The organism is Halomonas sp. hl-4 (genome assembly GCF_900215475.1).
Lineage (GTDB): Bacteria > Pseudomonadota > Gammaproteobacteria > Pseudomonadales > Halomonadaceae > Vreelandella.
Genome location: NZ_LT907845.1, coordinates 273,763 through 293,326, shown reverse-complemented (window position 1 = coordinate 293,326; position 19,564 = coordinate 273,763). Strand labels below are relative to the sequence as shown.

Genomic DNA, 19,564 nt, shown 5'->3' with positions numbered 1-19,564 from the left:
ACTATGTAGCGAACTGTGTGCCACTTTTTTAAAAACATATACAAAACAATTATTTATAAAACAACTGCTTGATCTGTCGTCATTTCTCTCGCATTGCAGCAAGTAAGCTGCACCAGCACTGCGCAATTTTCAGCTCTCGTGCATCACAAAGTATCATGTAAGTTCGTTTGCGCTTAAAAATCCTCACATTAGTGATTAGGTGTCACGATGATTTTCACCTGGGCTTTGTCGCTTAGCAACGCTTCAAAGCCCTCTTCCACGATATCTGCCAGGGGAATGCGCTGGGTGACCATATCTTCTGCGCGAAAGTAGCCCCGCTGCATCAGCGCCATCACCGCTGGGTACACATGGCGATAGGCGATAATGCCCTTCATGGTGCGCTCTTTGATGACGAGGTCGTTAGGCTGAAAGCTGGCCTCTCCTTCCCAGATACTGACCACTACCACCTCCCCGCCTTCGTGGGTGCTATGCAGCGCCTGATTCAGTACGGCAGGAATGCCAGTTACCTCAAACACCACGTCCACGCCGCCATCGCTCAGCGATTGAATTTTTGCCACCGCATCCTCCTGCTGCGGATCAACTGCAATGGCCCCCAATGCTTCGGCCTTGGCTTTGCGAGAAGGCGCCACCTCAACGGCGTAAATTTTAGCAGCACCGGCGGCTTTAAGTGCTTCGATGGTCATCAGACCAATCGGTCCCGCGCCGAATACAGCTGCGCTATCACCAGCTTTCAGGCAGCTTTGACGCACCGCATGCAGTGCGACCGCCGCGGGCTCTACCAGAGCGCCTTGTTCGTAGCTCAGCTCATCCGGCAGCTTATGCACCATATGCTCACCCATCACGGTGAACTCGGAAAAGCCACCACCACCGCCCGAGAGGCCATGAAAGCCCAGTAAAGGCGTGAGGTTATAGCGCTCCATCTGATAAGCGCCATCCTTGTTGGGGGAAAGGATCGGCTCAATCGCCACGCGGTCGCCTACCTTCACCCGCGTGACTTTCTCGCCGACCTCTACCACTTCTCCAGCGAACTCATGGCCCATAATGATCGGCGCCTGCTCGCCACTGATCGGGTGCGGCTTACCTACCGGAATAAAAATAGGCCCGGCGGCATACTCGTGCAGATCACTGCCGCAAATGCCACATGCAGCTACTTTCACCTTCACTTCATGGGGGCCGCTGATAGTGGGAACCGGCACCTGCTCGACGCGAATATCTCTTGCCGCGTACCAAACCGCTGCCTGCATGCTTGACTGATTCATGGGTTGCCCTTCCTTGTTAAGACGTATGGTGAACCGGCTGCAGACCGTAGACAGGCGTTTCCAGCCCCTCCATGCGTGCTTTCAACTGCAGCGCCAAATAGTGCGAGTAGTGCCGCGACTGGTGCAGGTTGCCGCCGTGGAACCACAGCGCCTCTTGCTGGGTGGGTTTCCACATATTGCGCAGCTCGCCCTCCCAAGGGCCGGGGTCTTTGGTAGTGTCAGAACCCAAGCCCCAACATTTACCCACTTTATCCGCCACCTCCTGGGAGATAAGCCTGGCCGCCCAGCCGTTCATGGAACCATAGCCAGTGGCATAAACGATCAAGTCTGCTTCTAGCTCGCTGCCATCGGTCAGCGTGATGGAGTGCGGGTTAATACGCTCAATGCCTACGCCGCTGCGTAGCTTGATATCGCCACTGGCGACCAGATCGCAGGCGCCCACATCGATGTAGTAACCCGAGCCCCGGCGTAGATACTTCAAGAACAGCCCAGAGTCGTCGTCACCGAAGTCGAGCAGAAAGCCTGCATCTTCGAGCTTCTGATAGAACGCGGCGTCGCGCTGTTTGATCGCCTCAAACGCCGGGCGTTGGAAGTCTGGCAGCACCTTGTAGGGGATCGATGCAAAAATCAGATCAGCCTTGTCATGGGTTAAGCCACTGGCCACCGCCTCTTCGGAGTAGAGTGGCCCCAACACCTCTTCCATCAACGAATCCGACTTCACAATATGCGTCGACGAGCGCTGCAGCATGGTCACATCGGCATCGTGTTCCCATAGTGCCGCGGCAATATCGTGAGCAGAGTTATTCGAGCCTACAATCACACACTTCTTGCCAGCATAAGCATCCGGCCCAGGGTGCTGGCTGGAGTGCTGCTGCTCGCCTGCAAAGCTTTCCGCCCCTGGAAATTGCGGCATATTGGGCATTCCCGACATCCCAGTGGCCATCACCAGTTGCTTGGGCCGTAAAGTGATCGCTTCGCCGTTACGCTTGACGTTTACCACCCACTCACCTGCGGCTTCGTCGAAATGTGCATTTTGACACTCGGTGGAGCTCCAGTAATTGAGCTCCATCACCTTTGTGTACATCTCCAGCCAATCGCCCACCTTGTCTTTGGGGGCAAACACCGGCCAGTTTTCAGGGAAAGGAATATAGGGAAGGTGGTCGTACCAGACCGGATCGTGGAGGCAGAGCGACTTATAGCGATTTCGCCAGGAGTCCCCTGCACGCTCGTTGCGCTCGATAATAATGGTCGGCACGCCCATCTGCTTTAGTCGTGCCCCAAGACCAATCCCACCTTGGCCTCCGCCGATGACCACGCAGTAAGGCTGCTGCGTGTAACCAAGTTCCGCTTCTTCGCGCTGTCGTGCTTCCAGCCAGGTTTCGCGCTGCTTATTGGCGCCGTGCTCAGCACCTTTAGGACGGTGGTGATTACGCGGCTCTGGGAAGTCATGCAGTGACTGCATCGTGGTGAGCAGCGTCCAGCATTTGCCGTCTTTAAGTCGCAAATAGCCTTTGCCGCTGGCGACCGAGGTCTCAAAGGTGAACCACGCCTCAGCAACATCGCCATTTTGGGTTGCTTCGCCCTCTAGTTGCCAGTTCGAAGGCCGCACGTTCTCCAAAGTGGCATTGAGCATGGCTTGAATCGCGTCTTTACCTTCACAGGTTTTTAAATTCCAGGTGAAAGTAAGGAAATCGCGCCAGTAGCACTCGTCATTAAACAGTGCGAGCACACCTTGGATATCCTGGGCCTGTAGCGCCTGATCAAAATCACTCAGCCAGCCTTGAACAGTAGCTGTGGCGGTTTGTTGGGCTTGTGTCTCTGACATAGCGGGTACTCCATGCAGGTTTGTTATTGTTGACTGTCTTGTGACACACAACCCTAAGCACCCGCTATGCCAATCACTTAAAATTAAACTCAATATATTGAAAAATATAAATAAAAAATAAAAAACCTGTTAGCAATTGGGCGTCATGTAGAGCGTATACCTGTCACACCGTTTACACTCTGGCGTTACAGGTGTAACACACGACTAACGGCGTAATGGCACGTCGTTGACACCCACGCCAGAGCGCATAGGCTGGAAGGACAATAACAAGCCCCAGGGTGAATCACGCCATGCCCACTCAATCGCCCCTGCCTGCACGGCTGCAATCCGTTCAGCGCCAGCATATCGAGCATGTTTTCCAGCTCGGCGAAGGCTTGGACGTTCCGCAACTACCGGCGCAAGCGACCATTCGGCGCTCCTGGCTGCGCTGCCTAAACGAGTACCAGCTCGACCCCACCCGGCCTCGCCCTGCCCGCGTCGTACCCCAGCAGACCCTGATTGAGCACCGGGAATCTGTCGATGAGCTTTTGCATGTAGCACGCGCAGGGGTTGACCAGCTCTATCAGCAAATCGCCCAGCTAGGCTATGTGCTGCTGCTCACCGACCACCGCGGCATTACCGTCGAGTTTCGCGGCGACCCTAACCAAGACCAGCAGCTGCGCAGAGCGGGCCTTTACCTGGGAGCCGATTGGGACGAACGCTTTGCGGGTACCTGTGCCGTAGGCACCTGCCTGCACGATCGCCAAGCGATTATCTGTCACCGCCAGGAGCACTTCGACGCCTCGCATATTTCGCTCACCTGCACCGCCGCACCTATCGCTGACCCTCAGGGCAATGTCATAGCGGTGCTGGATATCTCCGCGCTGCAATCGCCTACTCAGCATGAGAGCCAAAATTTCAGCCTCTCGCTGGTAACGCTTTACGCACGCATGATTGAGGATGCTTATTTCCTGCAGCGCTATCGCGACTGCCTGATGGTGCGCCTGGATACCTCGCGGGAGTTTGTACACGTTAACGGACGGGGGCTCATCGCCATTGAAGAGAACGGGCAAGTAATTGCTGCCAATGCCGTAGGGCGTGAATTGATCGCCGAGCACCAGCGCCGCTGGCCACCCTGGTCGCTAGACCCAACGCCCATGCTAGGAGAATTATTCGAGTGCGATATCGCCGATGTGCTTAGCATCAATAGCGCCACCGACGATCAACTGCGCGCTTTTCGTGCCAGAGTCGACAACACCATTTACTTTATTAGCCTGCTGGAACCGCGCCGCCCACGCCCGGCTCAAGCGCATCCGGCTCCCTCCGGCCTTCCGGAGCCACTGGTTCGGCTGGGCGCTGACGACCCTGCTATGCGCAAGGTGCAGAAGCTAGCGGAGAGGCTGTGCAACGAAGCCAGCGTTAATGTGCTGATTAGTGGTGAAACCGGCACGGGGAAAGAGGTGGTTGCCCGAGCACTACATGACAGCGGTCAACGCGCCAAAGGGCCCTTTATCGCAGTGAACTGCGCTGCTATCCCCGAAGCGCTGATCGAAAGCGAGCTGTTTGGTTACGAGCCAGGCGCCTTTACCGGTGGCCGTTCCAAAGGCATGCGCGGGCTAATTCCCCAGGCCCATGGCGGCACGCTGTTTCTCGATGAAATCGGCGATATGCCGTTGTCACTGCAAACCCGCCTGCTACGCGTACTGGCGGAACGGGAGGTCATGCCGCTGGGTGCCAATACGCCCGTGAAGGTCGATATTCGGGTCATTACCGCCACCCACCGCAATATCGATGCAATGATCGAGCAGGGCGAGTTCCGCGAAGACCTCTACTATCGCCTTAATGGGGCTCAACTGCGCCTGCCCGCGCTGCGTGAACGGGCCGATAAGCTCTACGTGATTCGTCAGGTGTTTAACGATGTGGTCAACGAACGCGGCGGTCACCTTTCGCCCCGCCTGCGCGCCGATGCCATTAGCGCCCTGCTCGCCTACGCCTGGCCCGGCAATATCCGCCAGCTAAAAAATGCGCTGGCATTTGCCATGGCCACCTCGGAAAGCGACGAAATTACCGTTCACGATCTGCCCGAGCAATGCCTGAGCCAACGCATTACCCAGCAGAGCCCCCTCAACCCTGCAGACGCCCATGGCGACACCGATCACACATTGCTGGAAATGCTCAAGGCACAGCACTGGAATATAAGCGCCGTGGCTCGCACGCTAGGGGTTTCGCGGCCTACCGTATACCGGCAAATGCAGCGCCAAGGCATCGTGCCCCCGAATTGGCAGGGGTGACCGATAGAGTTAGATGAGAGTTAAGCCATTTAAGCTGGACGAAAGATGTCTAACGCCAAACCATCGATATGGCGGTAATGGCGATCATTAGCGGTTAGTAAGGGCACGCCCAGTTCCATAGCCGTCGCGGCGATGAGCGCATCCGCCATTTGCATGTTATGGCTAAGCGCATAACTTTCGACCAGGAAGGTGGCACGCGACGAGGTACCTTCGTCCAAATGGACTATTTTTGCCTGCCAATAATGCAGCGCTTGACGCAGTTGATTGAGTTCCTGCTTGTTGCGCATGCCCTGCACCAACTCCATATAACTCACTGCGGACAGCGAAAAGCCCGGTAGATCATCCAGGCGCTCCGCCGCCGCAGTATTACCGCGCAAATTCCAGATCAGTACGTCGGTGTCTGCCAGCATTATTCACCCACCTCGAACGTACGCGGCGCTCGTAGTCGCCGAACCTGTGACTCAACATCGTTGCCGTTCGAGGAGTCCTGATCAGCCCATAACCCGAAGGCAGGGTTACGGGCTGGACGCGTTTCCAGACCACTCTCATCGAGACCCACCAGCCGTGCACAAGGCTTGCCGCGATAAGTGATATCGACGGTTTCTCCACGCTGTGTCGCCGCTAAGAGCGCCTTGGTTTGTAAACGCAGTTGCTTTACGTTGGCATGCATGGCGTAACCTCTCGTTATACGCTGTCATTGTCCCTATTATGGCAACTATGACAGTTGCCGACCAACTAAGTTACTCAAGCAAGTGTAACTTTACCAATAACGCTAGACCACCTGTTGGCCTCGAAGGCGACCCTCACGTACACTTGTTTGAATCCGTTTACCCTTTTATAACCCCGCTTTCGACAAGCCGAGGCTCTCCCATGGCGTTTGACTCTACCTCTTCCTATATTGCCACTGATGCTCTAAAGCAGGCGGTCAATGCTGCCGTGGTGCTAGAGCGGCCGCTGTTGATCAAGGGCGAACCGGGCACCGGCAAAACCCTGCTGGCCGAAGAACTCGCCGAGTCACTGGGCACCCAACTGATCACTTGGCATATCAAATCCAGCACCAAGGCGGCCCAGGGTTTATACGAGTACGATGCTGTCAGCCGTCTGCGTGACTCTCAGCTTGGCGTTGAAGGCGTGGAAAACGTCGCCAACTACATCAAGCCCGGCAAACTGTGGGAAGCGTTTACCGCCAATCAGCGCGTGGTGCTGCTGATCGACGAGATCGACAAGGCCGATATCGAATTTCCCAACGACCTGCTACAAGAGCTGGATCGTATGGAGTTTCACGTTTACGAAACCGGCGAAACCATCCGCGCCGAGCAGCGTCCGATCATCGTTATCACCTCAAACAACGAAAAAGAGCTGCCGGATGCGTTCCTGCGCCGCTGCTTTTTCCACTATATCGAGTTCCCTGATCGCGAGACCATGCAGGCGATTGTCGATGTGCACTTCCCGGATATCGCCCCCCGGCTGGTCAGCGAGGCCTTAGAGGTATTTTTCGATTTACGCCAAGCCCCCGGCCTGAAGAAGAAACCCTCCACCTCGGAACTGGTGGATTGGCTCAAACTGCTGATGGCTGACAATATTGCCCAGGAAGCGCTTTACAACCGTGACCCAGTCAAAGCCTTGCCGCCGATGGCCGGTGCCCTGGTCAAAAATGAACAGGACACCCAGTTGCTTGAGCGCCTGGCGTTTATGATGCGCCGCCAAAAAGGCACAGGCCGCTAAGCCATGTTTATTGGCCTGTTTGAAACCCTCAAGCGCGCAGGGGTACCCGTTTCACTGCGTGAGTTGCTCGACCTTCACGCGGTGGTGGAACGCGGCGTGGTGTTTGCCGACATGGAAGCCTTCTATCAGGTGGCGCGCACGGTCATGGTCAAGGATGAACGCCACTTCGACCGCTTTGATCGCGCCTTCGCCGCCTGGTTTAAAGGCCTCGAGGATATGGACGCTGCCATTGAAGCGCTAATCCCTGACGACTGGCTACGCCGTGAGTTTGAGAAGCAGCTTACCGACGAAGAGAAAGCCAAGATCGAATCCCTGGGCGGCCTCGAAGAGCTCATTGAGACGTTTAAAAAACGCCTGGAGGAGCAGAAAGAGCGCCACGCCGGCGGCAACAAATGGATTGGTACCGGCGGCACCAGCCCGTTTGGCGCCTACGGCTACAACCCGGAAGGTATTCGTATCGGCCAGGATGGCTCGCGCCACCGTCGCGCCACCAAAGTGTGGGACGAGCGGCGCTTTCGCGATTACGATGATTCGCTGGAACTTGGTACGCGCAACATTAAGATGGCGCTGCGCCGTCTGCGCAAGTTTGCCCGCCAAGGGGCGCTTGAAGAATTCGACGTGGATAGCACCATCCGCGAAACCGCCAAGGACGCCGGGCTACTCAACGTGCAGATGCGCCCGGAGCGCCATAACGCAGTTAAAGTGCTGCTGTTTTTGGATGTAGGTGGCTCGATGGACGACCACATTCGCGTTTGCGAGGAGCTGTTTTCTGCCGCCCGCTCTGAGTTCAAGCATCTGGAGCACTACTACTTCCATAACTGCCTGTATGAAGGCGTATGGCGCAATAACATGCGCCGGGGTAACGAGCGTATCTCGACCATGGACGTCCTGCATACCTACGGCGCGGATTATCAGGTGGTGATCGTCGGCGACGCGGCTATGTCGCCTTATGAGGTGACCCATCCGGGCGGTAGCGTTGAGCACTTCAACGACGAAGCGGGTGGTTTATGGCTCAAGCGTCTGTGTGACACCTTCCCGCGCTTGGCGTGGCTCAACCCAATGCCTCCCCGAGCCTGGGAATACACCTACTCGACACAGTTGATCCGCGAGATCATTGAGGACCGCATGTACCCCATGACCATGGAAGGCCTGGAAACCGCTATGCGCGAGCTAGCAAAAAAGTAGCCGCGTGGTAGCTGTGTAGTTAGCCTTTAAAAAGCCTTAGGGAAATGCGCCAAGCCATCAATAAATAACTGTTTAGCTTGCTCAAACGCCGCCGGGTCATGCTTGAAGCGACGCAAAATCAGCGCCTCGTCGATGGTGACCGTCTCTGCCAGCTCATCAACCGTTTGCGCGGGGTGGCGTGTGCTTAATCCAATACGCTGCCCCTCTGCGCCGTCTAGCCAACGCTTCATGCCACACTGCTGATAAAACGCTTCTTGTTTAGCATCGCAAGCATCAACGCGAAGCGGCGCCTTAAGCGCCAGCTCGCCTACCAGCCACGCCTTGGCTTCCAGATCATCCAGATCGCAGGCGTGGGTGAGCGACATCCCCTCGCCTTGCTCATCCAACACTAGCAATGCCAGCGCCTGGGGCGCGCCTTCACCATCAACGGCTGCGAGCAATCGCGCCGCTTCTTCGGCTAAAAGCACATTGCGCGTACCGGTAAATACCACGAGCGGCGTCAGCCCGGCGGTTTGGCCATAGACCTCCGCACACAGCCGTGCCAAACAAGCATCTTGCTGTGCTGTCTGGTTTATTTGCATGATTTTCATGGGATCCCCCGCTCACCAAAAGCGGCAAGCCTAGTGTAATCGCGATTATTTTAACAGTGATAAACAACATGAACCTAGCGAGCGACAACATGTCGAAGCGTGTACGTAAAGCCATACAAGGATGACTATGACGACGTTTACTAACGACCCCACCATGCCCACCCCGAGTTTCCCCGGCAGCCATATGGTGATCGATGATCGCTATGTGTTTATTTCCGGACTCACCGTCTCTGATCTATCTAACGGCCATGCTGCACAAGGCGACATCAAGGAAGAAACGCGCTTGGTCATGCGTGCAATTTCGCGGATGCTAGAGATGGAAGGCGGCAGCCTTGTTGATGTGTTGCGTGTTGATGTTCACCTCACCGACCTGCATACCATTAACGATATGGACAGTGTCTATGCCGAGTTTTTTGAACCTGGTCGCTATCCTGCCCGCACCTGCACCGAATCGCCCAACCTCTGCGGTGGCAGTAACGTCGAGATTACCGTGATGGCGACACGGCAACTCCCAGAAGATTCATAAGGGCATCGATATCTAAATGTGCCTCGAACGTATCCGCCAAGCGGTCTAACTCGCGCTCGCGATGAGCGCGATAGTCGACCGGCTGGGCCGACTCCAACCCCAAACGGGTTAGCAGCGTTTGGCACGCCTCGGGGTGATCAAACAAACCGTGCAGGTAAGTACCCATCACCTGCCCATCGTCACTAATGGCGCCATCACGGTGCGTGCTTAGGTCAAACAGCGGCCGTTCAAGCGCTCTGCCCACGCTGACGCCGTTGTGAATTTCGTACCCGGTTACCGCCGCGCCATCGCCGAACAGCGCACCGCTGACGTTGCGTAGCTGTTTACCCGCCACCATGCGCGTGGTCAGTGGCAATAGCCCCAACCCTTCGACGCGTTCAGGCTTACCCTCCAGACCATCTGGATCCTCCACCCACTCGCCTAGCATTTGAAAACCACCGCAAATGCCCAGCAGCTTGCCGCCATAGCGAAGGTGGCGCTGAATAGCATCAACCCATCCCTGGCGCTTTAGCCAAGCCAAATCGCTCGCGGTGCTTTTACTGCCCGGCAGGATAATCACATCGGCGGCCGGGATCGGCTGGTCCGCGCCCACAAAGGTCAGCTTTACCTGGGGGTGCAAACGTAATGGATCAAAATCTGTGTGGTTACTGATGCGCGGCAGCGCCGGAACGACGACATTGAGAGTGCCCCCTTGCGTTGGGGCGTGGGTCAGGCCAATGCTGTCTTCGGCATCCAGCAATAACCCTTGAAGGTACGGCAGCGTGCCGAATACCGGCTTGCTGGTGCGCGCCGTTAGCCACTCAATGCCTGGGTTTAGCAGGCTGATATCGCCACGAAAGCGGTTGATCACAAACCCTTTCATACGTGCCTGCTCGCTTTCGCTTAGCAGTGAAAGCGTCCCCACCAACTGAGCAAACACCCCGCCTCGGTCAATATCGCCCACCAATATCACCGGGCAGTCGGCGGCTTCAGCAAAGCCCATATTGGCAATATCGCCTTGGCGCAGGTTGATCTCGGCAGGGCTGCCCGCGCCTTCGGCAATAATCACGTCAAAGCGGCTTTCCAGGGCCTGCCACGCGGCCATCACACTCTCTTTGGCCGTACGTTTAAAAGCGTGGTAATCCATGGCATCCATATGGCCGTGGACCCTGCCGCGCAAAATGACCTGCGAACCGCGGTCGGTTTCCGGTTTGAGCAGCACCGGGTTCATATCGCTATGCGGCTCAACGCCCGCAGCCTGAGCCTGTAGTGCCGTTGAACGGCCAATTTCACCGCCATCCACCGTGACCGCACTGTTAAGCGCCATGTTCTGAGGCTTGAACGGGGCCACCGAGACACCACGGCGCTGCAACACACGGCACAACCCCGCCACAACGGTGCTTTTCCCCGCATCCGAGGTGGTGCCCTGAATCATCAAAGTGGCCATAGTGACTTCTCGCCCAGGTGGATAAGAGCGCGACTGTAGCGAGCCCCAGGAAGCAGCGCAATGTGCGACAGCGAAACGAGCTTACTTTTAATAACAGCTGATCCTGAGTTAGCTGTTAATCGCGCTGTCATCATAATCACTTTAAAAATACTTTTAACCGCCATTAATTCGTCACGCCCTCATCCTAGGCTGATACCCCATAAATGAGATCGATCTCATTTTGTCGATAACAGGGTATTCGCATGGCAGATTTACTCAGCGTGGCCAAATTCGCCGGCGTCTCTCGGGCAACTGCAGCACGGGCTTTTTCAAGCCCCGATCTGGTACGCCCAGCGACCCGGGAACGCGTTTTAAACGCGGCACAGCAACTGGCGTTCAGACCCAATAAAGTTGCCCAACAGCTACGCTCGCAGGCCACGCAGATGATTGGCGTGATGGTACCCAGTCTCGATAATCCGGTGTTTGCCGAGCAGCTTCAAGCCATGGAAGTGGCTGCCCGTGCGTCGGGTTACTCACTGATCGTTACCACCAGCGAATACTCGCCCAGCCGCGAGGGTGACATTGTCGAGGAGATGCTGCGCCAGCGCGTCGACGGCCTGGTGCTTACCGTGGCGGAAGCAGATAACAGCGCCGTGCTGGACAAGCTGCGCTTGGAAACCACCCCCTGCTTGCTGGTCTACAACCCGCCGGGCAACAGCGATTTCCCCTCGGTAGGCGTCGACAACCGTGCCGCCAGCGCCGACGCCACTCGCCACTTGATCGCCCTGGGCCATAAGCGAATTGGCATGGTCGCTGGCCCGCTACTGCAGTCAGACCGCGCCCAACAACGCTTTGAAGGTTACTGCCACGCGATGGACGAAGCGGGGCTGATGCCTCGCCCACTAGTAGAGATGACCCGCCATACCCAAGCAGACCTGGTCAGCCTCACGCCAGCGCTGAAAGGGGCTAACGCTCTTACGGGAGTCATCTGCACCAACGACCTGCTCGCCATCAGCCTGATGGGCGAACTTCAGCGCGCCGGATTTAGGGTGCCTGATGACCTTTCCGTCATGGGCTTCGATGGGATCGCCCTGGGCAAGCACCTCTACCCGTCGCTATGCACCATTGAGCAGCCTCGCGCCGAGATCGGGCGCAGTGCCGTCCACACTCTGTTAGCCATGATTCGGGGGGAGCGCTGCACGCCCGCCCCACTGCCCCACGCAATGCGTAAGGGCGAAAGTGCCGGAACCCCGGCATCCCGTTAGTCCACGTTCGGTACGTTAGAGAGGAACTTGGTATGAGTCTTAAACGCATGAACCTTAAGCGTCTTTATCAAGCGGTATTGGCCACGGCGATCATCAGTACGTCGGGGAGCGTGTTGGCGCAATCAGATAACAACGCGATCTGTTACAACTGCCCGCCCGAATGGGCGGACTGGGGTACTCAGCTGCGTTTGATTGAGCAGGAGACCGGCATCCGCGTGCCCCAAGACAACAAAAACTCCGGCCAGTCATTAGCCCAACTGGTCGCCGAAGCGGATAGCCCAGTGGCGGATGTCGTCTACTACGGGGTGACCTTCGGCATTCAGGCCATGGAAGAGGACGTGGTAACGCCTTACCAGCCTGAAAACTGGGACGAGATCCCCGACAGCCTGAAAGACCCCGAAGGCAACTGGTTTGCCATTCACTCCGGCAGCCTCGGTTTTATGGTCAACGTGGATGCCCTGGATGGCGCCCCGGTGCCCACCTCCTGGGAAGACCTGCTCAAGCCCGAGTATCGCGGCATGGTGGGCTACCTTGACCCGGCTAGCGCCTTTGTCGGCTACGTCGGTGCCGTGGCGGTCAACCAAGCCATGGGCGGCGATCTTAATGACTTCACCCCGGCCATCGACTACTTCAATGAGCTCGCCGCCAACGACCCGATCGTGCCCAAGCAGACCAGCTACGCACGGGTGCTTTCTGGCGAGATCCCGATCCTGCTTGATTACGACTTCAATGCTTACCGCGCACGCCACAGCGACGGCGCCAACGTGGAGTTCGTGATTCCCGAGGAAGGCAGCGTGGTGGTGCCTTACGTCATGAGTCTGGTGAAAGATGGCCCCAACGCCGAGAACGGCCAGCAGGTACTCGATTTTGTGCTCTCTGACCAAGGCCAGGCGGTATGGGCAGACGCCTACCTGCGCCCGGTGCGCGACAGCGCCATCTCCGAAGAGGCAAGCGAAGTCTTCCTCCCCGACAGCGACTACGCCCGCGCCGAAGCCGTCGACTATAACGCCATGGCGTCTGCTCAGCGGCGCTTTTCTGAGCGGTATCTCTCGGAGGTGCGTTAATCATGACAGCGGCAGCCAAGCAGCCCTCCGGGGCTGCTTCTTATCTCAGCCGACCGCCTGCGATGGCAGGGCCAGCCCGGCGTAAACGCCTGATTGCGCTGTGCGCGCTGCTGCCTGCACTGGTGGTTTTCTGCGCCTTTTGGCTACTGCCTTTTTCACGACTGATCATAATGGGCACCGAGGCAGACCCGGGTAGTGGCATCAGTGCTTATCTGACTATTCTCACCCATCGGCAGTACTTGATCAGTCTGGCGACCACCGTTGGTCTCTCGCTGGTAGTGTCACTGGTAGCGGTGGCCATTGCCGGGGTTGCCGGTTTTTTCCTCGCCCGTCAGCGTTTTTTTGGCAAGTCCGTACTGGTCGCCATCCTCACCTTTCCGCTGGCCTTTCCTGGCGTCGTGGTGGGCTTTCTGGTCATTATGCTGGGCGGCCGCCAGGGGGCCCTGGCGCAAACCAGCCTTTGGCTGTTTGGCGAACGCTGGATGTTCGCCTACTCACTGGCAGGACTTTTTATTGGCTATCTCTATTTCTCCATCCCTCGTGTGATCACCACAGTAATGGCGGCTTGCGACAACCTGGATCAAAGCCTTGAAGAGGCAGCCCGCTCGTTAGGGGCTAACACCTGGCAGGTCACCAAAGACGTGATTATTCCAGGCATTGCGCCCGCACTGCTCTCAACCGGGGCTATCTGCTTTGCTACCAGCATGGGCGCCTTTGGCACGGCGTTTACTTTGGGCACGCGGCTAAGCATCCTGCCACTCAATATCTACGGCGAATTCACCAACTACGCCAACTTTGCCATGGCGGCTGCGCTTTCGGTGGTACTGGGCGTGATAACCTGGACGGCATTAAGCCTCGCCCGTAGGTTGGCAGGCGGCAATCTGGGAGCTTCGGTATGAAATCGCGCCTACGCTTCACGCTGCAACTCAGTTTCACCCTGCTGGTGTGCTTATTTATGATCGTGCCCGTCGCCATGTCGGTGATGGCGGGACTGACCGAGAACTACTTTATTGGCATTGAAAGCGGGCTGACCCTGCGCTGGGTCAATGAGGTGTGGCACCTCTACGCTGATACCATCTGGCTCTCCATTAAACTAGCGCTCGCCTGCTTACTGATCACTATTCTGATCGGCGTCCCCGCCGCTTATGGTTTGCTGCGCAGCCGCCGCCGGTGGGCCAACGCCATTGAAGAACTGCTGCTGTTACCGGTTGCTGTGCCTGGACTGGCCACCGCACTTGCCCTGCTGCTCGCCTATGGCAGCTACCGTGAATTTCGCGGCAGTTGGCTGTTTATTCTTGTCGGACACGTGCTGTTTACGCTGCCCTTTATGGTGCGAGCGGTGCTCTCCGTGATGCAGACCGCCAAGCTTCCCCAGCTTGAAGAAGCCGCCGCCAGCCTGGGCGCCAGCTTCCGGCAACGCTTTTTCGGCGTAGTCGTTCCCAACTGCATGAGTGGCATTCTGGCGGGCGCACTGATGGTAGTCACTCTCTCTATTGGGGAGTTCAACATCACCTGGATGCTGCATACCCCATCGACCAAAACGCTCCCGGTCGGCTTGGCGGACAGCTACGCCTCCATGCGCCTTGAAGTGGGCTCAGCCTACACGCTGATATTTCTGGTGATGGTGGTGCCCTTACTGGTGGCGATTCAGTGGGCAGGCCACCTCACCGGGCAGCGTCGCTAAGTTTTATTATTTGAGAATCCGCTATGAGTTCATCTGTCAGCATTACCCTACACCAGTGCAGCCGCACCTTCGCCGGTGGCACTACCGCGCTACAGCCGCTTGATTTGCACGTTAACGCGGGCGAAACCCTGGTACTGCTGGGCCCTTCCGGCTGCGGCAAAACCACCACTTTGCGTATTATCAGCGGCCTGGAAAGCCCCGACAAAGGCGGGCAAGTACTGTTTGGCGAGCGCGATGTCACTGCCCTGCCGATCGAGAAGCGTGACGTGGGGATGGTGTTTCAAAACTATGCGCTGTTTCCCAACATGAACGTTGCCGACAACATTGCCTACGGGCTAAAAATACAGCGCTTGCCGCAGGCAGAAATTGCCCAACGGCTTGACGAAGTCATGACCATGGTCGACTTACAGGGCTTTGGTGAGCGGAGAATCGAAGCACTCTCCGGTGGCCAAAAACAGCGCGTGGCGCTTGCCCGGGCGATTGCCGTGCGCCCCAAGGTACTGCTGTTTGATGAGCCGTTGGCGGCTCTTGATGCCAAGCTGCGCGACCGCTTACGTATCGAGATCGGCCTGCTACTGCGCGAGCTGGGCACCACGGCCGTCTACGTCACCCACGACCAGGACGAGGCGATGGCCTTGGGTGACCGCATCGCGGTGATGCAAGCTGGGCGCATTGCCCAATTAGGCACACCTCAAGAGATTTACCATCAGCCAGCCAATGCGTTTGTCGCAGACTTTATTGGTGCGGTTAACTGCCTGGACGTCATCAGCACCCGCGCCGATGGTGGTTTGGTGGTACATGGCGGTGAGCTCCGAGGTTCACATTTGCAGGGCGTACCCACGGTCTACTGCCGGCCAGAGGATATTCAGGTAGTGCCCCTTGACCAAGCCGATGTAACGGGAGAAGTGGTGCAGAGTATTTTCCTGGGCCAAAGCCAACGTCTAATGGTCGATACCGGTGGCGCTATACCGCTGCAGATTGAGGCACCCTCCCGCCAGCGCTGGCCCAACGGCAGCGCGATTGGCCTTGCACTCCCCTCCCACGTGCTTTTTCACCCGGATAAGCCCACTGCCCCAGTTGATGCCAAGGAGATGGCCAATGGCTGATCAAAGTTTAAACATTCAGAAAGATCCTCATGCCCAGCAATGCCTTATCGCCCAGATTAGCGATCCGCATATCAAGGCGGGCGGTAAACGCTCTTACCGCCAGGTGGATACCGCCAATGCGCTGCATCAAGCGTTCAGCACGCTCAATCAGCTAGCCCCACGGCCCGACCTGGTGCTGATTAGCGGCGACCTGGTTGATTTTGGCCACCCCGACGAGTACGCCACCTTTAAGCACATCCTGGCCGACCTGACGCTTCCGGTGTACTTGATCCCTGGCAATCACGACGACCGCCACCATCTGCGTAATGCATTTCCGGAGCATCGCTACCTGTTTCAGCACCGCGACTACCTGCAGTGGGTCGTGGATGACTACCCAGTGCGCTTAGTGGGGCTCGACTCATCGGTGCCGGGCAAACCCCACGGTGAATTAAGCGATGAAAGCCTGCAGTGGCTGGATACAACGCTTTCAGAGCAGCCCGATAAACCGACGCTGGTCATGGTGCATCACCACCCGTTTATGAGTGGCATCGACCATATGGATCGCCAGCCGCTTAAGCGACCCGACGCGCTAGCTGACGTCATTGGCCAGCACCCCCAGGTCGAGCGCATGCTCTGCGGGCATCTGCACCGCTCGATTCAGGCCCGCTTTGCTAACACCCTGGCGATCAGCTGCCCTGGAGTTTCCCACCAGGTGAGTTTGGATCTCACCCCAGACGGCCCCGCCCACTTTCAGCTTGAGCCCCCCGGTTACCTGCTACACCACTGGTCGGCGACTAGCGGCATGGTGACTCACCAAGGCTTTATCGAGCACTACCCCGGCCCTTTTCCGTTTTATGATGCCAGTGGGTTAATTGATTAAGATGTGGCCATGGGAGAAAGCGACTCGTTGTTGACCTTTGCCAACTCCCAGGCCTGCACCATCTGCTTTTTCTCTAAACCCCAGCGGTAGCCCCCAAGCGCACCGCTTTGCTGAATCACCCGATGACAGGGAATCCACAGTGCAATGGGGTTGGCACCCACCGCATTTCCCACCGCGCGGGAAGATTTTGGCGTGCCCAGCGCCTGGGCAATATGCGAGTAGCTGGCCAACTGGCCTTCCGGAATGGTCAGCAGCGCTCGCCAAACCGCTATTTGGAAGTTAGTCCCCGTCACGTGCAGCGACAAAGAAGCTGAGTCATCGCCTGGCTTGTCGAAAAGCGCCTCCACCGCATAGCGCGTAGCATCAGGATGGTGGTGAATCGTGCTAAGCGGCCATTCCTTGGCAAGTTGTGCCAGCAGCGATTCAGCGCTGGTGGTATCCACAAACCCCATGCGGCAAATCCCGCGGGGCGTGACCGCCACGAACACACTGCCCAGGGGCGTGGCATGAACGCCGTAAGCAATCTCGACACCCTGCCCCTGACTCTTGTGCTCCCCCGGCGTGACGGCGTCTAGCTGCACAAAATGATCGTAAAGCCGCGAGCCACCGCTAAGCCCCAGGCTATGCGCTATATCCAGCAGCGAGGCGGAGGATTGCATCAGTTGCTTGCCGCGCTCTAATGTCAGCGCCTGCAAAAAGCGTTTGGGGCTGATCCCCACATAGCGGCAGAACAAGCGCTGGAAGTGAAAGGCGCTTAAATGAACGTGCGCGGCCACCGCTTCCAACTTAGGCTGTGCTGCGGCTTGGGCCACCATATAAGCCATGGCTTTCTCGATTCGTTCATAGTCGTTCATTGTCGTCTCTCACATCGTCACATTATTGACTGCCAAGCGTTACCTTCACAGCCTAAGTGCTCACGGGCTCCTTGCCGACCCGAATCTTGCTGACTGCTATAGCAGACAGCACAAATATTTTCGGCTAGGGTGTGGCTCCGCCTCAACTGACGGTAACGATCCCCCCATGCAAGCCTTAATCGACGACATTGCAGCCACCATGGCGAAAGCAGAGGAGCGTGGCACAGTAGCCGACTATATCCCCGAACTGGGTCACGTTGACCCGCAGCAGTTTGCCATTTCGCTCGCCACCGTGGATGGCAAGGTGTATTCGGCGGGCTGTGCCACCACGCCCTTCTCCATCCAGAGCATTTCCAAGGTATTTACGTTAACCATTGCGCTGGGGCAAGCGGGTGACTCACTGTGGTCAAAAGTGGGTCGCGAGCCCTCGGGTGACCCTTTCAACTCGATCGTTCAGCTAGAGCATGAAAGCGGCAAACCGCGAAATCCGTTTATCAATGCCGGGGCCATTGCGGTGGTCGATGCGATCATGATGGGGCATGAGCCCAAAGAAACACTGGCTGAGATCCTTAACTTTGTACGCTATATCGCCGACGATGAAAGCATCTACTTTGACCACGCCGTCGCGGCGTCGGAAATGGCACACCGCGACCGAAACGCCTCGTTAGCGCATTTCATGAAAGCCTTTGGGCATTTACGTCATGATGTCGATAAGGTGCTGGGCACCTACTTTCACCAGTGCGCCATCGCCATGAGTTGTGAGCAGCTCGCCCATGCGGGATTATTTTTGGCTTCGGATGGCATCAACAAGCCCAGCGGTATCCGAGTGGTCGCGCCTCAGCGCGCTCGCCGGATCAACTCGCTGATGATGATGTGTGGCCACTACGACGCCTCTGGTGAATTCGCCTTTCGCGTAGGCTTGCCCGGTAAAAGCGGTGTGGGCGGCGGCATACTGGCCATCGCGCCAGGCCAGGGCTCTATTGCCGTATGGTCACCGGGGCTGGATGCCTACGGCAACAGTTTGCTAGGCACCCAAGCGCTCGAAATGTTTGTGCAGCGAACCGGCTGGTCGGTGTTTGGCCACTAAACTAACAGCGAGGCTTAAGACGCCACCTCATCAGCCAGCGCCCAGGCCACCGCACGCTGGGCGTGGATCTCGGTGGTGTCAAAAAGCGCGACCGGCGTATCGCTCTGGTTAATCAACAAGCCAATCTCGGTGCAGCCTAAAATCACGCCTTGCGCGCCACGCGCTGCAAGCGTCGCCACTACGTCCAGATAAGCTGCTTTCGAGGTGGGGTTGATCGTTCCCCGGCAGAGCTCCTGATAAATCACGCGATGAATCGCCTCACGCTGTTCGGTCTCAGGCACGATAACCTCTATCCCCCGCGCTTCCAGTCGCTGCCGGTAGAAGGGCTGCTCCATGGTGAACTGGGTGCCTAACAGGCCAACGCGGTCCAATCCCTGCTGGGCCAGAATATCGGCGGTTGCCTCGGCAATATGCAAAAGCGGCAAACCTGACGCTGCCTCCACCTCAGCGGCCACCTTATGCATGGTATTCGTGCCGATCACCAGAAAATCAGCGCCCGCTGCCGCCAGCGAGCAGGCGGCATTGGCCAGAATGCTCGCCATGGCCTCCCAGTCGCCTTCGCGTTGAAGCGTTTCTATCTCGGCAAAATCCACGCTATAGAGCACTAGCTTCGCCGAGTGAAAGCCCCCCAGTTTCTCCGCAACCCCTTGATTGAGCAAACGATAATAGGTCTGCGTGGACTCCCAGCTCATCCCTCCGAGCAAGCCGATAGTTTTCATAACCCTTTGCCTCCTTGCGATAAATTCAAAGCGCCATTGCCAGCATTAAAGATACTTAACATTAGCTAAAAATCTATTCGCAGATCAATTTTGTTCAATCTACTAGCCACATACCACTGCAAACTTCTTGCACTACCAAGG

The 19,564-nt window shown here is 57.2% G+C and carries 19 protein-coding genes; 11 read left to right on the top strand and 8 right to left on the bottom strand.

Annotation, left to right across the window (positions count from 1 at the left end; all coding sequences use genetic code 11):
• Positions 1-188 precede the first annotated feature (188 nt).
• Together CPH17_RS01540 and CPH17_RS01535 are read right to left on the bottom strand one after the other, a co-directional pair.
• Positions 189-1,259: a 2,3-butanediol dehydrogenase gene (locus tag CPH17_RS01540; RefSeq protein ID WP_269457720.1), complete on the bottom strand. Its 1,071-nt coding sequence runs from the start codon at positions 1,257-1,259 to the stop codon at positions 189-191.
• 16 nt (positions 1,260-1,275) lie between these two features.
• The gene (locus tag CPH17_RS01535; RefSeq protein ID WP_074396116.1) at positions 1,276-3,084 is read right to left on the bottom strand and encodes an NAD(P)/FAD-dependent oxidoreductase; all 1,809 of its coding nucleotides are present in this window, start codon (positions 3,082-3,084) and stop codon (positions 1,276-1,278) included.
• 290 nt (positions 3,085-3,374) lie between these two features.
• On the opposite strand from CPH17_RS01535, the gene CPH17_RS01530 reads away from it, so the two are divergent.
• Positions 3,375-5,354, top strand: a complete 1,980-nt coding sequence (locus tag CPH17_RS01530) for a sigma-54-dependent Fis family transcriptional regulator (RefSeq protein ID WP_074396115.1) — start codon at positions 3,375-3,377, stop codon at positions 5,352-5,354.
• 29 nt (positions 5,355-5,383) lie between these two features.
• Here the strand turns inward: CPH17_RS01530 and CPH17_RS01525 are convergent, their stop codons facing one another.
• A complete protein-coding gene (locus tag CPH17_RS01525; protein ID WP_074396114.1) occupies positions 5,384-5,764 on the bottom strand; it encodes a type II toxin-antitoxin system VapC family toxin in 381 nt (126 codons plus the stop codon).
• Positions 5,764-6,024, bottom strand: coding sequence for a type II toxin-antitoxin system Phd/YefM family antitoxin (locus tag CPH17_RS01520; protein ID WP_066319191.1), 261 nt, complete (start codon positions 6,022-6,024; stop codon positions 5,764-5,766). The genes CPH17_RS01525 and CPH17_RS01520 overlap by 1 nt, the downstream gene beginning before the upstream one ends.
• A 200-nt stretch (positions 6,025-6,224) precedes the next feature.
• Between CPH17_RS01520 and CPH17_RS01515 the strand changes: the two genes are divergently transcribed.
• Both CPH17_RS01515 and CPH17_RS01510 read left to right on the top strand, forming a co-directional pair.
• Positions 6,225-7,079 carry an AAA family ATPase gene (locus tag CPH17_RS01515; protein ID WP_074396113.1) on the top strand — a complete coding sequence of 285 codons (855 nt, stop codon included), beginning with the start codon at positions 6,225-6,227 and terminating at the stop codon, positions 7,077-7,079.
• A gap of 3 nt (positions 7,080-7,082) precedes the next feature.
• Positions 7,083-8,264 carry a vWA domain-containing protein gene (locus CPH17_RS01510; protein ID WP_074396112.1) on the top strand — a complete coding sequence of 394 codons (1,182 nt, stop codon included), beginning with the start codon at positions 7,083-7,085 and terminating at the stop codon, positions 8,262-8,264.
• Positions 8,265-8,290: 26 nt separating this feature from the next.
• Here the strand turns inward: CPH17_RS01510 and CPH17_RS01505 are convergent, their stop codons facing one another.
• Positions 8,291-8,854: a hypothetical protein gene (locus CPH17_RS01505; protein ID WP_074396111.1), complete on the bottom strand. Its 564-nt coding sequence runs from the start codon at positions 8,852-8,854 to the stop codon at positions 8,291-8,293.
• A 127-nt stretch (positions 8,855-8,981) separates the two neighbouring features.
• Here CPH17_RS01505 and CPH17_RS01500 point away from each other — a divergent pair, with 127 nt between their 5' ends.
• Positions 8,982-9,380: a RidA family protein gene (locus CPH17_RS01500; protein ID WP_074396110.1), complete on the top strand. Its 399-nt coding sequence runs from the start codon at positions 8,982-8,984 to the stop codon at positions 9,378-9,380.
• Here CPH17_RS01500 and CPH17_RS01495 read toward each other — a convergent pair.
• Entirely contained in the window at positions 9,340-10,806 is a 1,467-nt protein-coding gene (locus CPH17_RS01495) for a cobyric acid synthase (RefSeq protein WP_096297985.1), read from the bottom strand. The two genes, CPH17_RS01500 and CPH17_RS01495, sit on opposite strands and share 41 nt — an antisense overlap.
• 242 nt (positions 10,807-11,048) lie before the next feature.
• Between CPH17_RS01495 and CPH17_RS01490 the strand changes: the two genes are divergently transcribed.
• From CPH17_RS01490 to CPH17_RS01465, 6 genes are read left to right on the top strand one after another with little or no spacing between them, the layout of a single operon-like run.
• Complete coding sequence (locus CPH17_RS01490; protein ID WP_074396108.1) at positions 11,049-12,050, top strand: substrate-binding domain-containing protein; 1,002 nt, start codon at positions 11,049-11,051, stop codon at positions 12,048-12,050.
• 32 nt (positions 12,051-12,082) lie between these two features.
• Positions 12,083-13,114 (top strand): ABC transporter substrate-binding protein, encoded by a 1,032-nt coding sequence (locus tag CPH17_RS01485; RefSeq protein WP_096297983.1) that lies wholly within the window; start codon positions 12,083-12,085, stop codon positions 13,112-13,114.
• A 2-nt stretch (positions 13,115-13,116) separates the two neighbouring features.
• On the top strand, positions 13,117-14,013 hold the full coding sequence (locus CPH17_RS01480; RefSeq protein ID WP_074396106.1) for an ABC transporter permease: 897 nt from the start codon (positions 13,117-13,119) through the stop codon (positions 14,011-14,013).
• Positions 14,010-14,798 carry an ABC transporter permease gene (locus tag CPH17_RS01475; protein WP_074396105.1) on the top strand — a complete coding sequence of 263 codons (789 nt, stop codon included), beginning with the start codon at positions 14,010-14,012 and terminating at the stop codon, positions 14,796-14,798. The genes CPH17_RS01480 and CPH17_RS01475 overlap by 4 nt, the downstream gene beginning before the upstream one ends.
• 23 nt (positions 14,799-14,821) lie before the next feature.
• A complete protein-coding gene (locus CPH17_RS01470; RefSeq protein WP_074396104.1) occupies positions 14,822-15,904 on the top strand; it encodes an ABC transporter ATP-binding protein in 1,083 nt (360 codons plus the stop codon).
• Entirely contained in the window at positions 15,897-16,763 is an 867-nt protein-coding gene (locus CPH17_RS01465) for a phosphodiesterase (protein WP_074396103.1), read from the top strand. Before CPH17_RS01470 ends, CPH17_RS01465 begins: the two co-directional genes overlap by 8 nt.
• Here CPH17_RS01465 and CPH17_RS01460 read toward each other — a convergent pair.
• Positions 16,760-17,617: a bifunctional transcriptional activator/DNA repair enzyme AdaA gene (locus CPH17_RS01460; RefSeq protein ID WP_074396102.1), complete on the bottom strand. Its 858-nt coding sequence runs from the start codon at positions 17,615-17,617 to the stop codon at positions 16,760-16,762. The genes CPH17_RS01465 and CPH17_RS01460 overlap by 4 nt on opposite strands.
• 166 nt (positions 17,618-17,783) lie before the next feature.
• On the opposite strand from CPH17_RS01460, the gene CPH17_RS01455 reads away from it, so the two are divergent.
• The gene (locus CPH17_RS01455) at positions 17,784-18,704 is read left to right on the top strand and encodes a glutaminase (protein WP_074396101.1); all 921 of its coding nucleotides are present in this window, start codon (positions 17,784-17,786) and stop codon (positions 18,702-18,704) included.
• Positions 18,705-18,718: 14 nt separating this feature from the next.
• Here CPH17_RS01455 and CPH17_RS01450 read toward each other — a convergent pair whose 3' ends face one another.
• Positions 18,719-19,423, bottom strand: a complete 705-nt coding sequence (locus CPH17_RS01450; RefSeq protein WP_096297980.1) for an aspartate/glutamate racemase family protein — start codon at positions 19,421-19,423, stop codon at positions 18,719-18,721.
• Positions 19,424-19,564 lie beyond the last annotated feature (141 nt).